The organism is Alteromonas sp. KUL106, from assembly GCF_009811415.1.
GTDB lineage: Bacteria > Pseudomonadota > Gammaproteobacteria > Enterobacterales > Alteromonadaceae > Alteromonas.
On sequence record NZ_BLIG01000016.1, the window covers coordinates 1 to 18,722 of the forward strand.

The following is an 18,722-nucleotide window of genomic DNA, read 5'->3' on the forward strand; positions in this document are numbered from 1 at the left end:
CCTGGTGGGCCGTCAAGAATGGCAAAATCGTTAGACGCAAGCGCTTTGCATACAAATTCCCTTTGCTCTAAGCAGCCATCAAAACTTGTATCTGTAAGTATTTTCCACGATTTTTCATTAAGCGACTCCGGTGCTATTTCCGGCCACACCATGCGGTCGCGGTCTGAAAACAATGATAAGAGATTAAAGTTTCCTAGTGTAGGCGCCTTCTTAAGTGCTTGAATTGCATCTCGCTGTATAAATAATTGGCTTACATCAGCTAACGCCTTAATTTCGTCATCGTTAGGGTAAACACTTTCAATTCGTTTATCTTTTTTACCTAAAAGAAGCCTGCGCTCTTCACTGTCAGATTTAATAACCTTGTATTCGTCATTTCCTCTGCCATTTCTATCTAAAATACGAGCATTGTCGCTAAAAAAATAATCTAATGCCGACACGCCGGTATCATCATTCGACTCTGGCTCTATGAGCTGTATCCATTTATCTTGCTTATGTTCTTTAAGCTTTATTTCTAAATTCCAAGCATCATAGGTAACACTCTTTAGTTTTGGAGCATCTTTATGTTTTGCTGTGATAATACGCTTGCTTTGTTCAGTACTTATTTCAAAATCTGCATTTGAGAGTGAGCTTCCATTGCCAGACAGGTTCGAAATATTTAGTTCCTTCAACCACGCGTTAGTAATATTACTCACCGCACAGTTAGGTAAATTTGGAGAAATATTGCTGCTAATTATCCATGCATTATCAAACTCTTCAGCATTACTTGGTAGAGACTCATCGCTAAATTGGTTTTTAAAGCAAAAGCTTACTTCAATACCATTTATTGTTAATTGATCTCTACTCGGAACAATGTGGTGATAAATTTTGATGGTTTTATCGTTAACTACCCTGTGTTGAACCCTTATGCCATTTAATTGAACATTTGAGGCTTCATTGAGTGAGTTCTGGCACTGTACTAGTGTTAACGTATAGCCTTGCCAAACCGCGCGATTATTGAAAAACTCTATTGTTTGTTCATAACCTTTTAGATTTACCTCGAATCGATCATCTTTTTTTCTCAAATTATAATGAGCGATAGTGACGATTTCTCGGTTCGGTCCTCTACCAATTTCAAGAGGAGCATTGCAATCGGGCGCAAAAAATTCATCCACTTCATGAATATCTAGCTCGTACCAACCAATGTTGTCATCTACTATTTCAATGATGTTTTCTGGGACTATTTTAAATATTTTTGTTTGCAGCGTTATTTCATATTTCCGATCGTGCAAGGGGCGCCATTTTGCTACTACCTCTTTATTTTTGAAGGCTGAAATACTGTTGTTAAGATAATTAACAAAAGGGGTAAGCCCGTTATCGACGTCAGTTGCTAGTTGAGTCGCTTGCTCTGCGCTATTACAAAGCGCATTATAAAATAAATTGCTCATGTACTACCTAAGAAACAAATGGGTTTTCAATTTCCGTTTTAAGTTTTGGCTGCGGTGAGGATTTTTCAGAGGCTTTTACATCTTCTGGCTCTTCACTGCTTGCCTTAACTGCTCTTCCTTTCGCCCATTTTCTAGTGTCATTGATAAGTTCATGCATGGTTACTGAGAGTGGGGATGTTGCTTCTAATGCTTGTTGAATGTGACTTTTATCTAAGTCACATCCCTCGTCAAAAGCGACAAACATAGCTTCTTTGATGGCTTCTTCAAGCTCTGCGCCCGTAAAACCTTTTGAAGTCTTTGCAAGGCTACGTACATCTTCTTGGCTAAATTCGTCTGCTCTTCGTCGACTACGAAGGTGTACGGTGATTATTTCTTCTCTTTCGTTTGCTGTTGGCAAGTCAACAAAGAAAATCTCATCTACTCGCCCTTTACGAAGCAGTTCGGGAGGTAAATGAGAAATATTGTTTGCCGTTGCAACGACAAACACCGGTTTGTCTTTTTCTTGCATCCAAGTAAGAAAGCTACCTAGAACACGTGCTGTTGTTCCACCATCTGTAGAACCAGAGCTTTGCATACCAGATAACCCTTTTTCTATTTCATCAATCCACAATATGCTGGGTGAAAGCGCTTCAGCTAACTGCAGCGACTGACGCATATTATCTTCAGACTGACCGACAATTCCGCCATAAATTTTACCCATATCAAGTCGCAACAAAGGAAGTTGCCAAGCATTTGCAACGGCCTTCGCGGCTAGGCTTTTACCAGTTCCTGGAAGGCCTAGAAGTAATACTCCTCTTGGATCTTCTAGACCAAAGTCTTTTGCATGAGAAGTAAATGCTTGTTTTCGTCTGTTTAGCCATGTTTTAAGGTTCGCTAGGCCGCCAATATCATCTAGTGTTTCCTTTGGATGAAAGTATTCAAGATGCCCATTTTTGCGAATGATTTGCTCTTTTTCTTCTACAATAAGCGGAATTTCAGCTTCGCTTATGCGTTTTTTTTGTGATGCTGCTTTTGCAAAAGCAAGTTGAGCCTCGCTGGTAGACAAGCCTAATGCGGCGCTAAGCACTTCATCCGTAACTCGGTAGTCGGATTCGGCGATATTGAATGTCTGCTTAGCTTGCTTTGCTAATCTTTCTAAATCGGACTTGTTTGGCAGTGGAAGAGTAAGAATTTGAGTTTCTTTTTCCAATTCTACGGGAAGACGGTGTATGGGTTGCGACATAACCAATGTTATATCTCTAATCTTTTTCCCTGCCACCGAAATTGCAAAATTTCTAAGGCGAGCGATTATTGCGTAATCTGCATCAGTTAAATTGGGGTGGAAGTCTTCCAACAATACAATGCAGTTGCTTGGTTTTGGAAAATGCTCATCGTCATCCTCGAAAACGCCATTAAGCCAATCAATAGGAATAGCAGGTTGTTTTGTTTCTTCAGGGGCATCTGGAGACGGGTAGGTTACATTTTCGCGTAAGCCTTGGATGCGATCCCATATATAAGTGTTGCGGCCTAAGGTTTCCGCAACAGTCGCAACTTCGGCTCTTATCCTTAGTGTATCGTGACTGATAATTTGAATTATTGGAGCACCAGCTGCAATGTTACTTTCTAATAGCTTATTGAAAGTCATTTAGAGTCCATTCTTTTTTTAAGAGCAAGAAAGTTACCAAAAGAAAAAATAGAATAAAAGTGCTCTTTATTGAAAATTCACATAATTGTTATAGAAAACCTATTACATAAATTCTCTTTTGACCTGAAAATTGCTTAATAAATTCTTAAAAGTTATGCGCAACTTACTGTGCAGTGACATGCACTCCGTGCGTTCGCTTTTTTATCATAGTGTTTTTCACTTTCTAAAATTCAAATTGTATTTTTATTAGATGTAAATTTATAACTCCCGATAATTAGTAAACACCTTGTAAAGCTGCGTTCCACTCAATACCGAAGCCGACGGGAAGTGCAGAATAGGGATCAAATCGCACGGCGCTTCTAAAGTCCTGCTGCCGTTATCGGTATCGAGATCGTCGATATTTAAAATTTGTGCTAGCGGCTCGCCTTTTTTTACGGTTTGGCCGGGTTTTGCCATGTATTCCACCATGCCGCCCCAATTAGTAAACAAGGTTTTGTAGTCTTTTAAATACACGCCTAAACGCTGCATTGCTTTTGGTTTAATATCGCACTCGTGTAATACACCCTTGGCGTTTAAGTAGCTAAGAATACTGGTGGCGTCTATATTGCCTTCTTTAAAGTCGATCACCTCTTGACTACCCATTTCAAGCGTAAAGGCTTCAACGTTAAAGCTAATTTCCCGTTCTAAATTTGTTTTTATGCTTTCTTGTAGTGTCCACCATGGGCAGAACGTTGCTTCGTCTAACGCCCCTGCAAATACGTTTGGAATAAAAATACAGTGAGGAATGTTGAACAGCTTGGCGCTGTCTTTGGCGTATTCGGGAATATAAACGTGGCGGGTAGACACCGGGCCGTTGTGAAGATCCAGCACGAAGTCGGCGTTGACCGCCATTTGCTGTAGCTTTAGGTTAAGCTGCTGTGCTAGTCCTAAACCCCACGGTTCAGCCAGTTTATTGTCGATAGCGTTAGACAGGTGAGCACGAAAACGTTGCTTTATGCCTTCAATCGACTCTTCGCGAGTCACGGTTTTGGCGAAATACTCCACCGCACTTTTATCAAAGAAGTAGCCGCGGTTCCAGTTTGTTCCGTTCACAGGGTCGAAGCGGCCTAGCGTGTATTCACCGGCTTTAATATTGGTACCAATGGGATTACAGTTGGGCACCAGTATAATTTCGCCGCAAATATCCATATCTTTTAAGCGCTGTATAAGATGATAGATAACCACATTGCCTTGCACTTCAGCGCCGTGAATAGAACTTTGAATATACACAGTGGGGCCAGGGCGCGCGCCTTTCATACGATAAATAGGCACGTTCATGTTACGTCCAGACGCGTTTTGCGCCACTACCATGTGTTTTTTTACTACTTGGGTTGTCATTTAAATCAACCTATTTTCTGTCTTGTTCTTTGTTTTAGTCTGTTGCTTTTAACCACGTCTTTAGAATTGCATGCTGCAAAAGCCTGTAAACTTAACAAGCACATAGCTCGCAATCTACGCCTTTAGGTAGCTTCCAGTTTCGCCACTCGTGCGACAGAGCATCAAACGTCATTAACGTGTTTTTAGGCATATTATCGAAATCCAGCAATACTTGCATAGCTAGCAAGGCTTGGTAAGTACCAATAATATTTACTACTGGCGAGAATATACCTGCCTCAACGCAGCTTAAATCGGGCGATTCAAACAGCGTCCGCAAGCATGCATAGCAACGGCTCTTACCGGGTATAGCCACGAAAAGCTGGCCTTCAAAGCGAATGGCTGCGCCCGATACTAGCGGAGTATTTAGTTTGAAACACAATGCGTTTATTAAATCTCGCGAGTCTGTATTGTCGGTGCAATCTAGCACAACGTCAGCACGCTCTATGGCCTGTTTTAACGCTGGTGACAGCTGAGTAGCGCCGGGCGCCGAAAACGGTTCAGCCATTACGGTAATGTCGCAGTCGCTGTTTATTGCAGTAAGCCGCGCTTTAGCTGCCTCTACTTTATTTGTGCCTACATCTTGTTCGCTAAACAAGGTTTGCCTTGGCAGATTAGTGGCCTCGACTGTGTCGTGGTCGATAATTGTCAGTGCGCCCACGCCACTGGCGCAAAGACTAGTGGCGGCCGCGGTGCCAAGCCCGCCAATACCAATAATACAAATGTTGGCGTTTAGCAGCGCTTCTTGACCGTCTAGGTCAACTTTGGGAAGCACAATATGGCGGTTATAACGCATAGCCTGCTGATTAGTTAGGCTTTTAAACATAGTTTATGCCAACTTAGTTGTTGAATTCATGGCATGCACCCTTATAAAGTGATTACCAAATAGTATTTTGGCTGGTACTTTATCAAAATCCGCCAAAATGTCGCATATCAAATTAGGATTTCATATGTCAGTTGTCAGCCAACCCCTTAATATTGCCGTACTTACTATTTCAGATACGCGTACCCTCGAAAACGACAAGTCGGGAGACTACTTGAAAGAGGCGCTTACCTCAGTTGGCCACAATCTTTATGACCGCGACTTGGTGAAAGACGATATTTATCAGCAGCGCGCCGTTGTGTCCAAGTGGATAGCTGATAAAAACATTCATGCGATATTAATTACTGGTGGTACAGGCTTTACGCACCGCGACTCAACGCCGGAGGCCATCAGCGTTTTGTTCGACAAAGAGGTCGACGGCTTTGGTGAGCTATTCCGCCAAATTAGCTATGAAGAAATTGGTACGTCAACGATTCAATCTCGCGCGGTAGCCGGTTTTGCCAATAATACCGTCATTTTCTGCCTGCCAGGCTCAACAGGCGCGTGTCGTACGGCGTGGGAAAAGATTATTGCTAGCCAGCTTGATGCTGACTTTAGACCGTGTAACTTCGTAAAGCACTTGGTGGAAGCATGAGCACCTTTAGCCATTTAAATGCTGGCGGCGAAGCCAACATGGTAGACGTTAGCGACAAAGACGTAACTATGCGGGAAGCCACAGCAGAAGGGTTCTTGTACGTAAGCGAAGACGTAATTCGCCAAATCTCTGAAGCGAAAATTGCGAAAGGTGATGTGTTCGCTGTGGCCCGCGTTGCCGGTATTCAAGGGGCAAAACGCTGTGCCGAACTCATTCCACTTTGTCATCCATTGGCGCTGTCAAAAGTAGATATTAACTTTGACATTCAAGCTGACCAAAACCGCATTAAAGCTATCTGCTATTGTAAGCTGAGCGGTAAAACCGGTGTTGAAATGGAAGCACTCACGGGGGTAAATGTAGCGTTGTTAACCTTGTTTGATATGTGCAAAGCCATCGACCCTGGCATGCATATGGAGGGGATACGAGTACTGGAGAAAAAGGGTGGTAAGACAGGCCACTGGCAGTCTGCTTCCTAGCGCACACAAAGAGTAGGGTGCTTTAAAAAACACTAGGTTTTATTGCACAACGCACTGAATTAACAGCGTACTTCAACTTGAGTATCGTTTAGAAGCTAAGAAAAACCAAACCAGTGCACAAGCACTGGGCAGCGTCAAAAAGGCATACCAAAAGGCAAAGCATGCAGATAACGGTAAAAACATTCGCACAAACCCGAGAGATTACGGGTGAAGATAAATTTGCGCTTAATTTAAGCGACAACAGCACTATTGCAACCGTAATTTCGCAGCTTAAACATCGCAACGACAAGTGGGCGTTAGCCTTAGAAGGCAGCGTACTCACTGCTCGTAATCAGGAGCTCTGCGATCTCCAAACCGTACTCAGCGACGGTGATGAGCTGGCGCTTTTCCCTCCTGTGACAGGGGGGTAGCTATGTTCGCGCTAGTTCAAGCTGAAGATTTCGACCAAGGTGAGCTGTACGCTAGGCTAAAACAGTCTGCAGATGAGAAGGCCTGCGGCAATACCGGCGCGATTGTTACTTTTACTGGGCTAGTGCGAGATTTTAATAACGCTGGCGATATAGACGGCATCGAATTAGAGCATTACCCGGGCATGACTGAAAAGGCGCTGATGCTGCTGGTTGAACAAGCCATAGAGCGGTTTTCTCTTAACAGTGCTGGCGCGCTACACAGGGTAGGGCGTATATATAATAACGAACAAATTGTATGGGTGGGTGCTGCTGCTCCCCATCGCCAAGCGGCGTTTGACGCGGCAAGCTTTTTGATGGACATGCTTAAGCAGTCTGTTCCCCTTTGGAAAAAAGAATTTAAGGGAGATCAATCTGAATGGGTTGCGGCAAAAGCGTCAGACGACAAAGCTGCGCTGAAATGGATGCAAAAAACATAATGTTTTTTTCTTCTGCTACGCAATCTTCACGGTTTTTCAGCAATGCTGCTCTCTTTATTTACAGCGTGGTTGTATTTGTAGGGTTCACGGTTTTTACCAGTTCTTCGGCACAGGCGAGCAGTTTCAGTCCGGCAAATCCATCGGTAAACGAAGGCATAGGACGCCATGGTGTTGAGCAAAGCCATTCAGCGATTTTTAAACGAAGGGATAAGATTAGCGTGGCCGTTGCTGCGAACTTTGCAAAACCGTTAAAAAGCATTGCTGAGCAGTTTACCGAATTAACGGGTATAGATGTGGCTGTGACGGTGTCTTCTAGTGGTACATTGTATGCGCAAATTCAGCACGGTGCTTCGTTCGACGTTTTTTTATCGGCAGATCGCGCTAGGCCCCAAGCCTTAGTGGATAACAACCTAGTGCATGAAAGCAATATAGTAGACTATGCTAAAGGCAAGCTGGTCTTTATCCATGCTGGCGACTTGCCGTACGAAGAAAGTTGCAAGCAGGGCAAGGAGCCTTATACGGCAGATGCGAAAAGCCAGCTAAGTGCAAAGCTTATTGAGTGCTTGTCTCTGCAGCTAAGTAAGTTATTGGAGAACCCGCAAATTAAGATAGCCATCGCTAACCCGAAGCTTGCGCCATATGGCATTGCTGCGCAGCAAACGTTGCAAAATTTAGGGTTGTCGCAGCGGGTAGTACCACACAGAGTGATGGGCAAAAACGTGCTGCAAACTCTACAGTTTTACACTACAGGCAGCGTGCAAGGGGCGTTTGTTGCGAATTCGTTGGCTCTCGATTTGCCCTCTAATTTACCTTTTGACGTGGCTCGTGCAGATAGTACGAAAAGCGCTGACGCCACCACTGTGATTATTCCCGTTTCTGACACCTTATATCGACCCATTATCCAGTCGTTAGTCGTTAACAGTAAAACGGCGGCTAGGTTTTCGCCAAACTTATTTGACACGACAATACTGGTTGATGAAGCGATGGATAAAGACGAAAGAACCGCATCCAAGCCGTTTAATTTAAGCCATGCCGATGGCGTGCCATCAGCCAGCCTTTTTGTGCAATATGTGTTATCGCAAAGTGTGCAGCATAGCTTAAATGATTGGGGTTACGAGTCAGTTAATCTATTCGGTGCAGGTCAATAAACATGCTTGCGGAATTCTTTGGGGCGTCGACGCTTGAAGCCATTTTGCTTACTTTGAAGCTAGCTTTTATCACCAGTACCTTGTTGTTGCTAATAGCGCTGCCGTTGGCGTGGTTTCTAGCAAACTGGCAAAGTAACGCGAAGCCTTTGGTGATGTCGGTACTCGCATTGCCTTTAGTGCTGCCGCCAACGGTGTTGGGATTTTATCTGCTTGTTGCGTTTTCGCCGCAAGGTGCGTTAGGGCAGGGGTGGCAAAGCCTTACAGGCAGCAGTTTAGCGTTCAGCTTCGAAGGCTTGGTGCTAGGCTCTGTTATCTACTCACTTCCATTTGCCTTACAGCCTTTATACAGCGGCTTTTCGCAATTAGATGGCCGTTATTTAGATGTCGCAAAAACATTAGGTTTTTCAGCCACCGAAGCTTTTATGAAAATTGTGCTGCCTTTGAGTAAGGCACCCATTGTGGTAGCCCTAGGCTTAAGTTTTGCTCATACCATCGGCGAATTTGGTGTGGTGCTAATGATAGGCGGTAACATTCCTGGGGAAACTCAGGTGCTGTCTATTGCGCTATATGAACAGGTAGAAGCATTGGAATACGACAGCGCACATAATCTTGCTCTCGCACTTTTGATATTTTCGTTTGTGATGCTTGCCGCGCTGTATCGTTTTAACGGAATATCCCGCAGTGTTCAAGGGCGCTAGCATGCAAATATCTGCACAACTACAAAATCGTATACATGCACACATCTCACTTAAGCCGCAAAGCCGGTTTATAGGGGTTGCTGGCCCGTCTGGTGCGGGCAAAAGCACCTTGTTTCGGGCACTTGCCGGCGTAGAAAAAAACGCAAAAGTCGTAACACCTTGGGCAGCCCAAAAGATCGGCATCGTCTTTCAGCAGCCTATGCTGTTTCCCCATACCGATGTTCGGGGAAATTTAGCCTTAGCGCAACGTCACGCAAGCGCCAATGCGATGTCTATAGAGGCGTGTTTGCGTGGTTGTTGCTGCGAACATTTAATTGATAAATCCATCCACTCGCTCTCTGGTGGTGAGGCCCAGCGCATAGCGATTGTGCGTGCGTTAGTAAATGGGCCAGATGTATTATTGCTCGATGAATCGTTAAGCGCGATTGATACCTTCACCCGTCGTAAAATTTACCAGTTTTTGAATAATTTATGTGTGTCGGGGCAGCTTACCTGTTTTGTGGTTTCTCACGACTTAGACGATCTTGCGCTGTTCAGCGATGAGCTAGTTTATATTGACCAAGGTCGCGTCGAGCTTTGTGGCCCGACGCGCGATGTACTGGCGCAGGTATTTGACAAAGAAGCCGTTATGACGCCATCTAGTGTGCTTGAAGGGGTGAAGTTTGCTTCAAGGGGCAACGCCAGCGAACAGTTAACTAACGCTAGTCTAAGTGAATACCCGATGGGAAGCTCGATTGAGCGCGTTAGGGTGGCGGGGTATGAGATTTTTGTTAGCGAAGAATCGCTGTCTTATTCATCGCAAAATGACGGTGATGAAGTGCCTGTTCGCTTTGCGGTGAAAGCGTGTGATGTCAGTATCGACACCAACATCGCCGATTTTGGCAGCGCCAGCACTATCAGCATTTTAAACGCGCTGCCCTGTACTATATCGAGTATAGAGCCTGTGATGCGTTCTACAAACGCGTCTGACGGCGCAGCAAATCAGGCCCACAACAATTTAAGAACTGCTTACAGCGCCAAGGTGTTGCTAAAACTAAACGTAATAGGCAGCAGACAAACGTTATACGCCCGTATCAGCTGTATTTCTCTAACCCGTCTTAATCTAGACGTGGGGATGCAGGTGATTGCACGGTTTAAATTGCCTTAGAGTAGCTGCTAAGGGTTTCGCTTGTATTGAGGTAAGCGTCGAAACGTGCGCAGACAGCGCGAATATAAATGCGCGCTGATTCAGGTACTCGAATATACCGGGACGTGATTTCAACAAGCCCATCGGCTTCAAGCCCAGACAAACTCTCTAATGCGTTAATAAAATACTCATTGAATATAATGTGGTGTTTGTCTGAAATAACGTTTTTGTCTACTGCCAAGTTGCACATTAAGCTTGATATGACGTCTCGGCGAATAAGGTCGTCTTGCGTGAGTGACAGCCCAACTTTGGCTATCGGTAAATGATCGTCAATACGCTGATAGTATTCTTTTAAATCTTTGGCGTTTTGGGCAAATGCATTGCCTATTGTACTGATTGCCGACACGCCAACACCAATTAAGTCGGTATCGCCGCGCAATGTGTAGCCCTGGAAATTTCGATGAAGCTCACCTTTATTTTTTGCAATGGCTAATGCATCGCCGCTCAGTGCAAAATGATCTAAACCAATCATTTCATATCCCACGCTAGTAAAGCTATTCACAGCAAGCTTGTATAACGCTGCCTTCTCTTCGCTATCAGGAAGAGTCTCTGGTGGAAATTTCCGCTGCGCAGCAAAACGTTCAGGAAGGTGCGCATAGCTAAAAAGCGAGATTCGGTCTGGCATCATTGCTTTGGTTGCGGCTATGGTCGATTTAAACGTTTCTCGTGTTTGATTCGGCAGACCGTAAATTAAATCTAAATTTACGGAATCAAATCCCAATGTACGTGCTTCAAACACTAAATCAGCAATGTGTGACGTGCTTTGTACTCTATTGATGAGTTTCTGCACATTGTAGTCAGTGTCTTGAAGACCAAAGCTAATGCGGGTGTAGCCCAAGCCTTTTAATTTTTGCAAATAGGCTTTATCCACATTTCTCGGGTCTAATTCGATAGAAAGCTCGGCGCCTATTTCAAACGTAAAGTGTTTTTTTAAAAGGTACATGAGAAATGTGTGCTGCTTTGGACTAAGGAAACTGGGTGAGCCTCCCCCTAAGTGCAGCGAAACCACAGACTTGCCGTCTACCAAATAACGCTTAGACAAAATTTCTCTCTCTAGATACGCTAAATAGATGTCAGCTTTCTCATTGTGGCGGGTGACCAATTTGTTGCAGCCACAGTAATAGCAAAGGGTCTTACAAAAAGGGATATGTACGTACAAACTTACGGCTGGCGCTTTAGACACAGTAAGTGCCTGAGGGTAAATATCTTTTTTCAAAGGCTGGAACTTAAGTGCAGTAGGATATGATGTGTAGCGCGGCGCATGTTGCGCATATTTTTTAATAGTAGAAGCATCGGTGCTCTGCTGTGTAGTCATTTTATTCATTTTTTATATACACTTAGTTCTGCTGGCTCAGCGCCTATTTATGGGGCAAATTAAGCATAACTTATTCGACGGGAACGTAATTTGATCTACTTCAAGGTTTTGCTATTAAACACCGCCATTATTCTTCTGCTTCCAGTGGTTTTTTTACAAGCGTTATGGGTAAGAAAGAGAACCGTTGTGTTGCCAGAACCTCAAGGGGAAAGAGTGTTCTGTTCAACGAATAGTAATGAATTACCAAGCACGAACATACTAATAGTGGGGGACTCTGCCGCTGCAGGCGTTGGCGCAGAATCACAGGAGGGGGCGTTAGCTGGGCTGATTTACTTATACCTTTCACAGCATGGTCCAAGTCGTGTTTCTTTACATGCTAAAACGGGTTACAAAAGTGAAGATGTGCGCAATCTTTTACACCAAATACCTGAACAATGCTTTTCGTCAACCATTGTCTCAATGGGCGTTAATGATGTCACAAAATTTGTATCGATTAACCGCTGGCGACGGAACATAGAAGCGATATGTGCCCTGTTGAACACAAAATTTAGTTGTCGACACATTCTATTTACGGCCCTGCCTCCTATACACGCGTTTCCTGCTTTGCCCCAGCCCTTGAGAGGCTTACTGGGTTTAAGAGCCTTGTTACTCAATCAAGCGTTGAAAGAATCGATTGCTGCCCGTACTGATGCTGACATTCTTTATGTTCGTGCATTACATTTTGGCAAAAGCGCGAAAGATGCAGGAAAAAGCGGCTTGATGGCAAAGGATGGCTTTCACCCTTCTACCCAGGGCTATGAAATTTGGGCACGTTCAGCGCTCACGCATTTGCGATCATCTTAGCCTTTTGCGACGTACACTATGCACAAGGGGTTGAAGTTTCTTTTTGTAACCTCATCTAAGGGTATTCTATAAACGAATATATCTAAAAACTTCGGTTAAACGGGTTATGTTAAGGGAGTCAATATGCAAAAAGTAACCGTAAATATGGTGTCTGACGTGGTATGTCCGTGGTGTATCGTGGGGTATCAAAGATTACAAAAAGCCATTGAAACTCTCGATGACATTGACGTTGATATTAAGTTTCATCCGTTCGAGCTAAACCCAAATATGCCGCAAGAAGGGCAAAATCTTCGCGAGCATATCATGGAAAAGTATGGCATCAGCGAGCAGCAAAGTGCAGAAAACCGAGCGCGCCTTGCAGCGGTGGGTAAGGAGATAGGTTTTACGTTTAACTTTACTGATGACTCGCGCATGCAAAACACGTTTAAAGCGCATCAACTCATTCACTTTGCTGCAGAAAATGGTCTTGAAGAAGAAATGAAGTTGAGCCTATTTAACGCTTATTTTACTGATGGAAAAGACGTTAACGATCTAGATGTGCTTATAGCGCTTGCTGGTGATATAGGTCTTGATAAAGCGGAAGTTGAAGAAGTAATTCAAAGCGCTAAATATGCCCAAGCAGTGCGCGAGGAAGAAAGCGTTTGGATTCAAAGAGGTATACAGAGCGTTCCTACTTTTGTGATTGGCAATCAGGGCGTAGCAGGTGCCCAAGAGCCAGCAACCTTAGCAGCGTTCATTCGCCAAGCGGCTTCTCAGCAATAACCGGGTTAAATAGGTTTTGGGGAATTCATGAGTAATCACGTTAACCATTTGCTGGCACAATGGCTTCCGCTGAGAGATAAGCACAAATGGGTGCTGGGCTTTATTTTCAAAACGGAAGGCTCATGCTATCGCAAAGCGGGCGCTATGATGTTGTTTAGTGATGCCGGGCATCAATTGGGTATCTTAAGTGGTGGGTGCTTGGAAAGTGACATTGTTAAGAAAGCCCAGCGCGTAATGACCGACGGCGTCAGCCGAACCGCGGTTTACGATGATGAAGACGAAGAAGATATCGCTTTCAAACTAGGTGTTGGATGTGGCGGCGTAGTGCACTTGGCACTCGTGCCGGTAAATGACAATAACGCCTATCTATCCCTTGATACGGTAAGTAAGACGCTGTCCAAGGGGTACGCTTGTGAATGGACGTGTACTGTTGATGGAACACAGGGCGCATGCGAGGCGTTGGAAAATGCTTCTGTAAAACCGAGAAAGGCCTTGCTAGATAACGTTGATGGTAAGCGTACGTTATCGGTGTTGATGGTGCCGCCTATTCACCTTCTTGTAATAGGTGGTGGATTCGATGCGACATTTATGACCAAGCTAGCAAACCTTCAAGGTTATTTGGTGAGCTTGTGGGATCCGAGACCGGCTCAAGCAAGAGTAGAGCATTTCCCTGAGGTTAACTATTTAATTGAGGATCCGACGACGGAAGGCTTGCGTCTGCACCTCAATGAGCACAATATCCAAGCGGCGGTGCTTATGTCACATCACCGCGAAATAGATTCAAAAGCACTTCAAGTGCTGAGTAAGCAGTCGTTAACGTATACCGCGATGCTGGGTCCGCTGCATCGCAAGCAAGAAATTATGGACTTGGCAGGACTGAGCGATACTCACTTTACACAGTATTTTGCCAGCCCTGCGGGCTTTGACATTGGTGGTGAACTACCAGAGCATATTGCGTTGTCTGTTATCGCGCAATGTCACGCCGTATTTCACACAAAACACACTCACTTAAATCATTAGATTGACTCCCCAAAGGTTGCGTAAAAGTCTCTCTTAGTCTCGGGGGAGGTCGCGAATTGTGCACGGTTTTGTCTGCGCGCTACCTCTGGTCTTGGCGAGAGACACAGCCACACAAGGGAACGCGAACATTGAAACAATCATCGGCGTACTTGACTGGTATTAAAGCGCCATGTCTTTTTGGGTGTGACCATACCTGCGAAAAAAAGCAGTCATTCGCTGCCTTCTGAATAGTTACACATGATGCATACTCATTCAAAATATCAATTAAACTTATAACGCTGTTTTCCTTAGTATGTTAAATGAAAGTTAACATCTTCATTACATCAGGCAGCGGTATGACAGACATCTATTTAGTACGCCATGGTCAAGCGTCTTTTGGCAAAGCCAATTATGACAAACTTAGTGACCTAGGCGGGCAACAAGCCATCTGGCTTGGTGATTATTTTAAACATCGCAAGATTGAATTTGATGCGGTTTTCTCTGGTGACATGGTAAGACATCACGAAACTAAAGAAGGCATTGCTACTGGTATCGCCACTGAAAACTACGTACTTCCCGAAGTCACTGTAAATAGCGCATTAAATGAATTCAATTTTCAAGCCGTAGCAAAAGCATATTTAATGCGTAACCCCGAGGCAAAAGTGCCTGATGGCGCTTCACCCGCTGAATATTATCGACTACTTAAAAAAGCCATGCTGGCATGGTCGCAGGATGAATTGGCTCATGAACTACTCGATGAGACATGGAGCCAGTTTGAAGAAAGAGTACATCGTATGCTCATGCATCTTCAAAGCACGGACGCAAAACGCGTGCTTGTTGTGAGCTCGGGTGGTGCGATTGCCATGATGCTTAAACACATCCTTGGCTACGACGCTGCTACCGTCATTAATATAAATTTGCAAATACGCAATGCCAGTTTCTCTCAATGCTTCGCAAACCCGCGTGGTGTTCATTTAAATAACTTCAACAGCGTACCTCACCTGGATGTGATTGACAGGTTGCACGCCATTACCTACAGCTAAATGGGGCAATTATGAACTTTGAATATAATGACAAGACTCAAGCGCTTTTAGAAAAGCTAAAAGCGTTTATGAAAGACGAAGTGTATCCGATTGAAAAGGAATATATTCATGCCGTAGAAGGTGGCTCAGCCAACACCGGTGAAGGCCGTTGGAAGACACCGGAAATGATGCATACGTTGAAACAGCGTGCTAAAGAAGCAGGCCTTTGGAATTTATTTTTACCTGAAGAGTACAAACCTTATGGTGCGGGACTGACTAACGCTGAATATGCCCCACTTTGTGAAGAAATGGGGCGGGTACTGTTTAGCGCAGAAATATTTAACTGTAGTGCGCCAGATACGGGCAATATGGAAGTATTGGCGAAATACGGCAATGAAAACCAGAAAAAACAATGGTTAGAACCTTTACTCAACGGCGAAATTCGCTCTGCGTTTGCAATGACTGAGCCAGCGGTAGCGTCAAGTGATGCTACCAATATCGAAACCTCTATTCAGCGTGATGGAGACGAATACGTCATTAACGGGCGTAAGTGGTACACCAGTGGTGCCATGAATGAAAACTGTAAAATTATGGTGGTGATGGGCAAAACTGATTTTGACGCGCCACGTCATCAGCAGCAGTCTCAAATTTTAGTACCGATGGATACCAAAGGCGTAACAGTAGTGCGTCCCATGGCGGCAATGGGCTATTACGACGAGCCCGTTGGCCACGCAGAAGTTTTGTTTGAAGACGTGCGTGTGCCTGCTGAAAACTTGTTGTTAGGTGAAGGGCGGGGCTTTGAAATTGCGCAAGGACGATTAGGCCCGGGCCGTATACACCATTGTATGCGTCTTATTGGCTGTGCTCAGCGTGCGTTAGACATGGCGTGCGAGCGTGTAGAGCAGCGCGTAGCGTTCGGTAAGCCGTTGTCAAAACAGCAATCGATAAGAGAAAACATTGCCCAGATGCATTGTGATATTGAACAGGCGCGACTGCTAACGTTAAAAGCGGCGGACAAGATGGACCGCTATGGGAACAAGGTATCTCGTGACCTTATTGCCGCAATCAAAATCGTAGCGCCAAGTATGGCATGTAAAGTGATTGATCAAGCCATACAAATGCATGGTGCAGCGGGTACCAGTCAAGATTTTGTACTCTCTGCAATGTACGCATATGCGCGTACTATAAGATTGGCGGATGGCCCAGACGAAGTGCACATGATGCAACTAGGTCGTAATCTTATTGCGGAAAAAGCGGTCGCCGAATAAGCGTTGAGTTTATAAAAACAATACAGATAAACGTTACGGGTAAGGAGTCAAAGTGTCTAAAGACAATGCGAAAGCCCCACATGTAATAGATTTAGCGGTGCTAAACTCATACTTATCAACTGCGTGTCCGAGCGTCGGGCATGTGGAAAGTGCCGAAAAATTTGCGGGTGGGCAATCGAACCCGACATTCAAATTGACCACGGATAACGGCGTATATGTATTGCGCCGTCAGCCACCGGGTAAGCTTTTAAAATCCGCCCACGCAGTAGATAGAGAGTTTCGCGTTATCAATGCGTTGCAGGGTTCTGAAGTACCTGTACCAACCGCATACCATTTGTGCGAAGACACCAGCATCATCGGCAGCATGTTTTACATTATGGCGTTTGTCGAAGGCGACATTTTTTGGAATAGCGCACTTCCTGAAATCGCGTCTTCTGATACTCGCGGCGCCATGTATGATGAAATGAATCGCGTTCTTGCTGCGCTTCACAGTGTGGATATCAAAAGTGCTGGGCTGAGTGATTATGGCAAACCAGGCAGCTACTTTGAGCGCCAGTTGAGCAGATGGACAAAGCAGTACCGGGCGTCTGAACTTGAGCATATTGAAGAGATTGAAAGTCTTATTCAATATCTTGAAGCTAATTTGCCTGACGATGATGGGCAAGTCTCACTGGTTCATGGCGATTTTCGTTTAGACAATATGATGTTCGATATGTCTGATACTCAAAACCCGAGGGTTGTGGCAGTGCTGGACTGGGAATTATCAACGTTAGGGCATCCGTATGCCGATTTAGCTTACCAATGTATGCAGCTGCGCCTTCCATCTGATATTGCACATGCGGCAGGGTTAGGCGGCCTCGATAGAGAGCAGTTGGGTATTCCGAGCGAACGCGCCTATATAAATGCGTATTGCGAGCGAAGAGGCATAGATACCATTAGTAACTGGACATTCTACCTCGCATTTAGCTTTTTCCGTTTAGCCGCTATTTTGCAAGGTGTGGTAAAACGGGCGCACGATGGTAATGCGTCAAGCGAGAAAGCCATGCAGCTAGGTGCAATGGTGCGTCCGCTGGCACAAATTGCGAACCAAACCATACATCAACAAAGCGAATAAGCGCGATATAACGTACCTAATGGCATGCGATGCTGAGAAAAGCGCGCAGGCCGAACAAACAAACTGGAGACAGTATGAAAGCAATTGTATGCGAAGCCTTTGGGCCCCTCGATGATCTTCAATTTAAAGACGTGGCAGACCCACAAGTAAAAAAGGGCCATGTCGTTGTGAATGTAGAGGCAGCGGGCGTTAACTTTCCTGACGGACTTTTAGTCCAAGGCCTCTATCAAATGCAGCCAGACTTTCCGTTTATTCCGGGAAATGAAGTGGCAGGCAGCATCGCTGAGGTGGGTGAGGGCGTAAGCCATTTAAAAGAAGGGCAGCGCGTTATCGCATTGTCTAATTTAGGTGGCTATGCGGAAAAAGCGCTGATCCCGGCAACTCACGTTATGCCTTTACCTGATTCTATACACGTTAATGAGGGTGCGGCCCTTGTAACTGCGCATGCGACGGCGCATCACGCATTAAAACAACGTGCAAAACTCCAACCTGGTGAAACATTGGTAGTAACCGGTGCTGCAGGTGGAACTGGCTTAGCGGCTGTGCAAATAGGCAAAATCATGGGCGCTAAAGTGATTGCGGTGTGCTCAACGGAAGAAAAGCTAGCTCTCGCCAAAGAGTATGGTGCTGATGTTTTAATAAACTACAAAGAAAAAGACCTAAAAGAAACGCTAAAAGAAGTAACCGGCGGCAAAGGTGTGGATGTTGTTTATGAATGCGTTGGTGGCGATACGTTCCATGCGTGTAGCCGCAGCATGGCTTGGGAAGGACGTTTGCTCGTGGTTGGCTTCGCTGGTGGAGAAATCCCTAAGTTCCCGGTTAATCTAGCCTTAGTAAAGGGCTATTCGGTGATGGGCGTGTTCTGGGGCTCGTTCACTCAGCATGACCCGAAAGGCTTTGCTGAAAACATGCAAGAGCTTTTAACCTGGTATGTGCAAGGTAAGGTCAAAGTGGTAGTAGATGAAGCGCTGCCATTAGAGCAAGCAACTAAAGCTATGGCGAAGGTAATGAACCGAGAGGTGAAAGGCAAAATGGTCCTCGTGCCGTAGGCTGCAGAGCACTGAAATCATTACTTTAATGCAAAAAG

The 18,722-nt window shown here is 45.0% G+C and carries 18 protein-coding genes and 1 pseudogene; 14 read left to right on the plus strand and 5 right to left on the minus strand.

From position 1 onward, the window contains the following. The 4 genes and pseudogenes from GVO63_RS05730 to GVO63_RS05745 form a co-directional block, all read right to left on the minus strand. Nucleotides 1–1,424: pseudogene (locus GVO63_RS05730) on the minus strand (hypothetical protein); the annotation flags it as partial. A gap of 7 nt (nt 1,425–1,431) precedes the next feature. Then, nucleotides 1,432–3,048 carry an AAA family ATPase gene (locus GVO63_RS05735; RefSeq protein WP_159489468.1) on the minus strand — a complete coding sequence of 539 codons (1,617 nt, stop codon included), beginning with the start codon at nt 3,046–3,048 and terminating at the stop codon, nt 1,432–1,434. A 258-nt stretch (nt 3,049–3,306) separates the two neighbouring features. Then, entirely contained in the window at nt 3,307–4,425 is a 1,119-nt protein-coding gene (locus GVO63_RS05740; RefSeq protein ID WP_159578459.1) for a succinylglutamate desuccinylase/aspartoacylase family protein, read from the minus strand. Nucleotides 4,426–4,516: 91 nt separating this feature from the next. Then, nucleotides 4,517–5,287, minus strand: a complete 771-nt coding sequence (locus GVO63_RS05745; protein ID WP_159578460.1) for a HesA/MoeB/ThiF family protein — start codon at nt 5,285–5,287, stop codon at nt 4,517–4,519. Nucleotides 5,288–5,411: 124 nt separating this feature from the next. On the opposite strand from GVO63_RS05745, the gene moaB reads away from it, so the two are divergent. From moaB to GVO63_RS05780, 7 genes are all read left to right on the plus strand, one after another. Further along, the gene (gene moaB, locus GVO63_RS05750; RefSeq protein ID WP_159489593.1) at nt 5,412–5,918 is read left to right on the plus strand and encodes a molybdenum cofactor biosynthesis protein B; all 507 of its coding nucleotides are present in this window, start codon (nt 5,412–5,414) and stop codon (nt 5,916–5,918) included. Further along, nucleotides 5,915–6,394: a cyclic pyranopterin monophosphate synthase MoaC gene (moaC, locus tag GVO63_RS05755; protein ID WP_159578461.1), complete on the plus strand. Its 480-nt coding sequence runs from the start codon at nt 5,915–5,917 to the stop codon at nt 6,392–6,394. Before moaB ends, moaC begins: the two co-directional genes overlap by 4 nt. Before the next feature lie 161 nt (nt 6,395–6,555). Beyond that, nucleotides 6,556–6,804: a MoaD/ThiS family protein gene (locus tag GVO63_RS05760; protein WP_159578462.1), complete on the plus strand. Its 249-nt coding sequence runs from the start codon at nt 6,556–6,558 to the stop codon at nt 6,802–6,804. A gap of 2 nt (nt 6,805–6,806) precedes the next feature. Beyond that, complete coding sequence (locus GVO63_RS05765; RefSeq protein ID WP_159578463.1) at nt 6,807–7,280, plus strand: molybdenum cofactor biosynthesis protein MoaE; 474 nt, start codon at nt 6,807–6,809, stop codon at nt 7,278–7,280. Continuing rightward, nucleotides 7,280–8,428 carry a molybdate ABC transporter substrate-binding protein gene (gene modA, locus GVO63_RS05770; RefSeq protein ID WP_236552067.1) on the plus strand — a complete coding sequence of 383 codons (1,149 nt, stop codon included), beginning with the start codon at nt 7,280–7,282 and terminating at the stop codon, nt 8,426–8,428. Before GVO63_RS05765 ends, modA begins: the two co-directional genes overlap by 1 nt. Before the next feature lie 2 nt (nt 8,429–8,430). Continuing rightward, nucleotides 8,431–9,126, plus strand: coding sequence for a molybdate ABC transporter permease subunit (gene modB, locus GVO63_RS05775; protein WP_159489482.1), 696 nt, complete (start codon nt 8,431–8,433; stop codon nt 9,124–9,126). A gap of 1 nt (nt 9,127) precedes the next feature. Continuing rightward, complete coding sequence (locus GVO63_RS05780) at nt 9,128–10,273, plus strand: ATP-binding cassette domain-containing protein (protein WP_159578465.1); 1,146 nt, start codon at nt 9,128–9,130, stop codon at nt 10,271–10,273. Here the strand turns inward: GVO63_RS05780 and hemN are convergent. Continuing rightward, nucleotides 10,260–11,636, minus strand: coding sequence for an oxygen-independent coproporphyrinogen III oxidase (gene hemN, locus GVO63_RS05785; protein ID WP_159578466.1), 1,377 nt, complete (start codon nt 11,634–11,636; stop codon nt 10,260–10,262). The genes GVO63_RS05780 and hemN overlap by 14 nt on opposite strands. Nucleotides 11,637–11,813: 177 nt before the next feature. On the opposite strand from hemN, the gene GVO63_RS05790 reads away from it, so the two are divergent. The 7 genes from GVO63_RS05790 (at nt 11,814) to GVO63_RS05820 (ending at nt 18,684) form a co-directional block, all read left to right on the plus strand. Further along, complete coding sequence (locus GVO63_RS05790) at nt 11,814–12,470, plus strand: SGNH/GDSL hydrolase family protein (protein ID WP_236552068.1); 657 nt, start codon at nt 11,814–11,816, stop codon at nt 12,468–12,470. A gap of 123 nt (nt 12,471–12,593) precedes the next feature. Further along, nucleotides 12,594–13,232: a DsbA family oxidoreductase gene (locus tag GVO63_RS05795; protein ID WP_159578468.1), complete on the plus strand. Its 639-nt coding sequence runs from the start codon at nt 12,594–12,596 to the stop codon at nt 13,230–13,232. Nucleotides 13,233–13,259: 27 nt separating this feature from the next. Then, nucleotides 13,260–14,252: an XdhC family protein gene (locus tag GVO63_RS05800; protein ID WP_159489492.1), complete on the plus strand. Its 993-nt coding sequence runs from the start codon at nt 13,260–13,262 to the stop codon at nt 14,250–14,252. A 335-nt stretch (nt 14,253–14,587) separates the two neighbouring features. Beyond that, on the plus strand, nt 14,588–15,274 hold the full coding sequence (locus GVO63_RS05805; RefSeq protein WP_159578527.1) for a histidine phosphatase family protein: 687 nt from the start codon (nt 14,588–14,590) through the stop codon (nt 15,272–15,274). 11 nt (nt 15,275–15,285) lie between these two features. Then, the gene (locus GVO63_RS05810; RefSeq protein ID WP_159578469.1) at nt 15,286–16,521 is read left to right on the plus strand and encodes an acyl-CoA dehydrogenase family protein; all 1,236 of its coding nucleotides are present in this window, start codon (nt 15,286–15,288) and stop codon (nt 16,519–16,521) included. A gap of 52 nt (nt 16,522–16,573) precedes the next feature. Further along, nucleotides 16,574–17,635, plus strand: a complete 1,062-nt coding sequence (locus tag GVO63_RS05815) for a phosphotransferase family protein (protein ID WP_159578470.1) — start codon at nt 16,574–16,576, stop codon at nt 17,633–17,635. A gap of 74 nt (nt 17,636–17,709) precedes the next feature. After that, nucleotides 17,710–18,684, plus strand: a complete 975-nt coding sequence (locus GVO63_RS05820; RefSeq protein ID WP_159489498.1) for an NADPH:quinone oxidoreductase family protein — start codon at nt 17,710–17,712, stop codon at nt 18,682–18,684. The last annotated feature ends 38 nt before the right edge of the window (nt 18,685–18,722 follow it).

What these genes read in the sequence shown, in the direction of transcription:
- GVO63_RS05740 (WP_159578459.1), bottom strand. Translation starts at nt 4,425, where the DNA reads ATGACAACCCAAGTAGTAAAAAAACACATGGTAGTGGCGCAAAACGCG.
- GVO63_RS05810 (WP_159578469.1), top strand. Translation starts at nt 15,286, where the DNA reads ATGAACTTTGAATATAATGACAAGACTCAAGCGCTTTTAGAAAAGCTA.
- GVO63_RS05805 (WP_159578527.1), top strand. Translation starts at nt 14,588, where the DNA reads ATGACAGACATCTATTTAGTACGCCATGGTCAAGCGTCTTTTGGCAAA.
- GVO63_RS05780 (WP_159578465.1), top strand. Translation starts at nt 9,128, where the DNA reads ATGCAAATATCTGCACAACTACAAAATCGTATACATGCACACATCTCA.
- GVO63_RS05795 (WP_159578468.1), top strand. Translation starts at nt 12,594, where the DNA reads ATGCAAAAAGTAACCGTAAATATGGTGTCTGACGTGGTATGTCCGTGG.
- moaB (WP_159489593.1), top strand. Translation starts at nt 5,412, where the DNA reads ATGTCAGTTGTCAGCCAACCCCTTAATATTGCCGTACTTACTATTTCA.
- GVO63_RS05820 (WP_159489498.1), top strand. Translation starts at nt 17,710, where the DNA reads ATGAAAGCAATTGTATGCGAAGCCTTTGGGCCCCTCGATGATCTTCAA.
- modA (WP_236552067.1), top strand. Translation starts at nt 7,280, where the DNA reads ATGTTTTTTTCTTCTGCTACGCAATCTTCACGGTTTTTCAGCAATGCT.
- GVO63_RS05735 (WP_159489468.1), bottom strand. Translation starts at nt 3,048, where the DNA reads ATGACTTTCAATAAGCTATTAGAAAGTAACATTGCAGCTGGTGCTCCA.
- hemN (WP_159578466.1), bottom strand. Translation starts at nt 11,636, where the DNA reads ATGAATAAAATGACTACACAGCAGAGCACCGATGCTTCTACTATTAAA.
- GVO63_RS05745 (WP_159578460.1), bottom strand. Translation starts at nt 5,287, where the DNA reads ATGTTTAAAAGCCTAACTAATCAGCAGGCTATGCGTTATAACCGCCAT.
- GVO63_RS05765 (WP_159578463.1), top strand. Translation starts at nt 6,807, where the DNA reads ATGTTCGCGCTAGTTCAAGCTGAAGATTTCGACCAAGGTGAGCTGTAC.
- GVO63_RS05800 (WP_159489492.1), top strand. Translation starts at nt 13,260, where the DNA reads ATGAGTAATCACGTTAACCATTTGCTGGCACAATGGCTTCCGCTGAGA.
- moaC (WP_159578461.1), top strand. Translation starts at nt 5,915, where the DNA reads ATGAGCACCTTTAGCCATTTAAATGCTGGCGGCGAAGCCAACATGGTA.
- modB (WP_159489482.1), top strand. Translation starts at nt 8,431, where the DNA reads ATGCTTGCGGAATTCTTTGGGGCGTCGACGCTTGAAGCCATTTTGCTT.
- GVO63_RS05760 (WP_159578462.1), top strand. Translation starts at nt 6,556, where the DNA reads ATGCAGATAACGGTAAAAACATTCGCACAAACCCGAGAGATTACGGGT.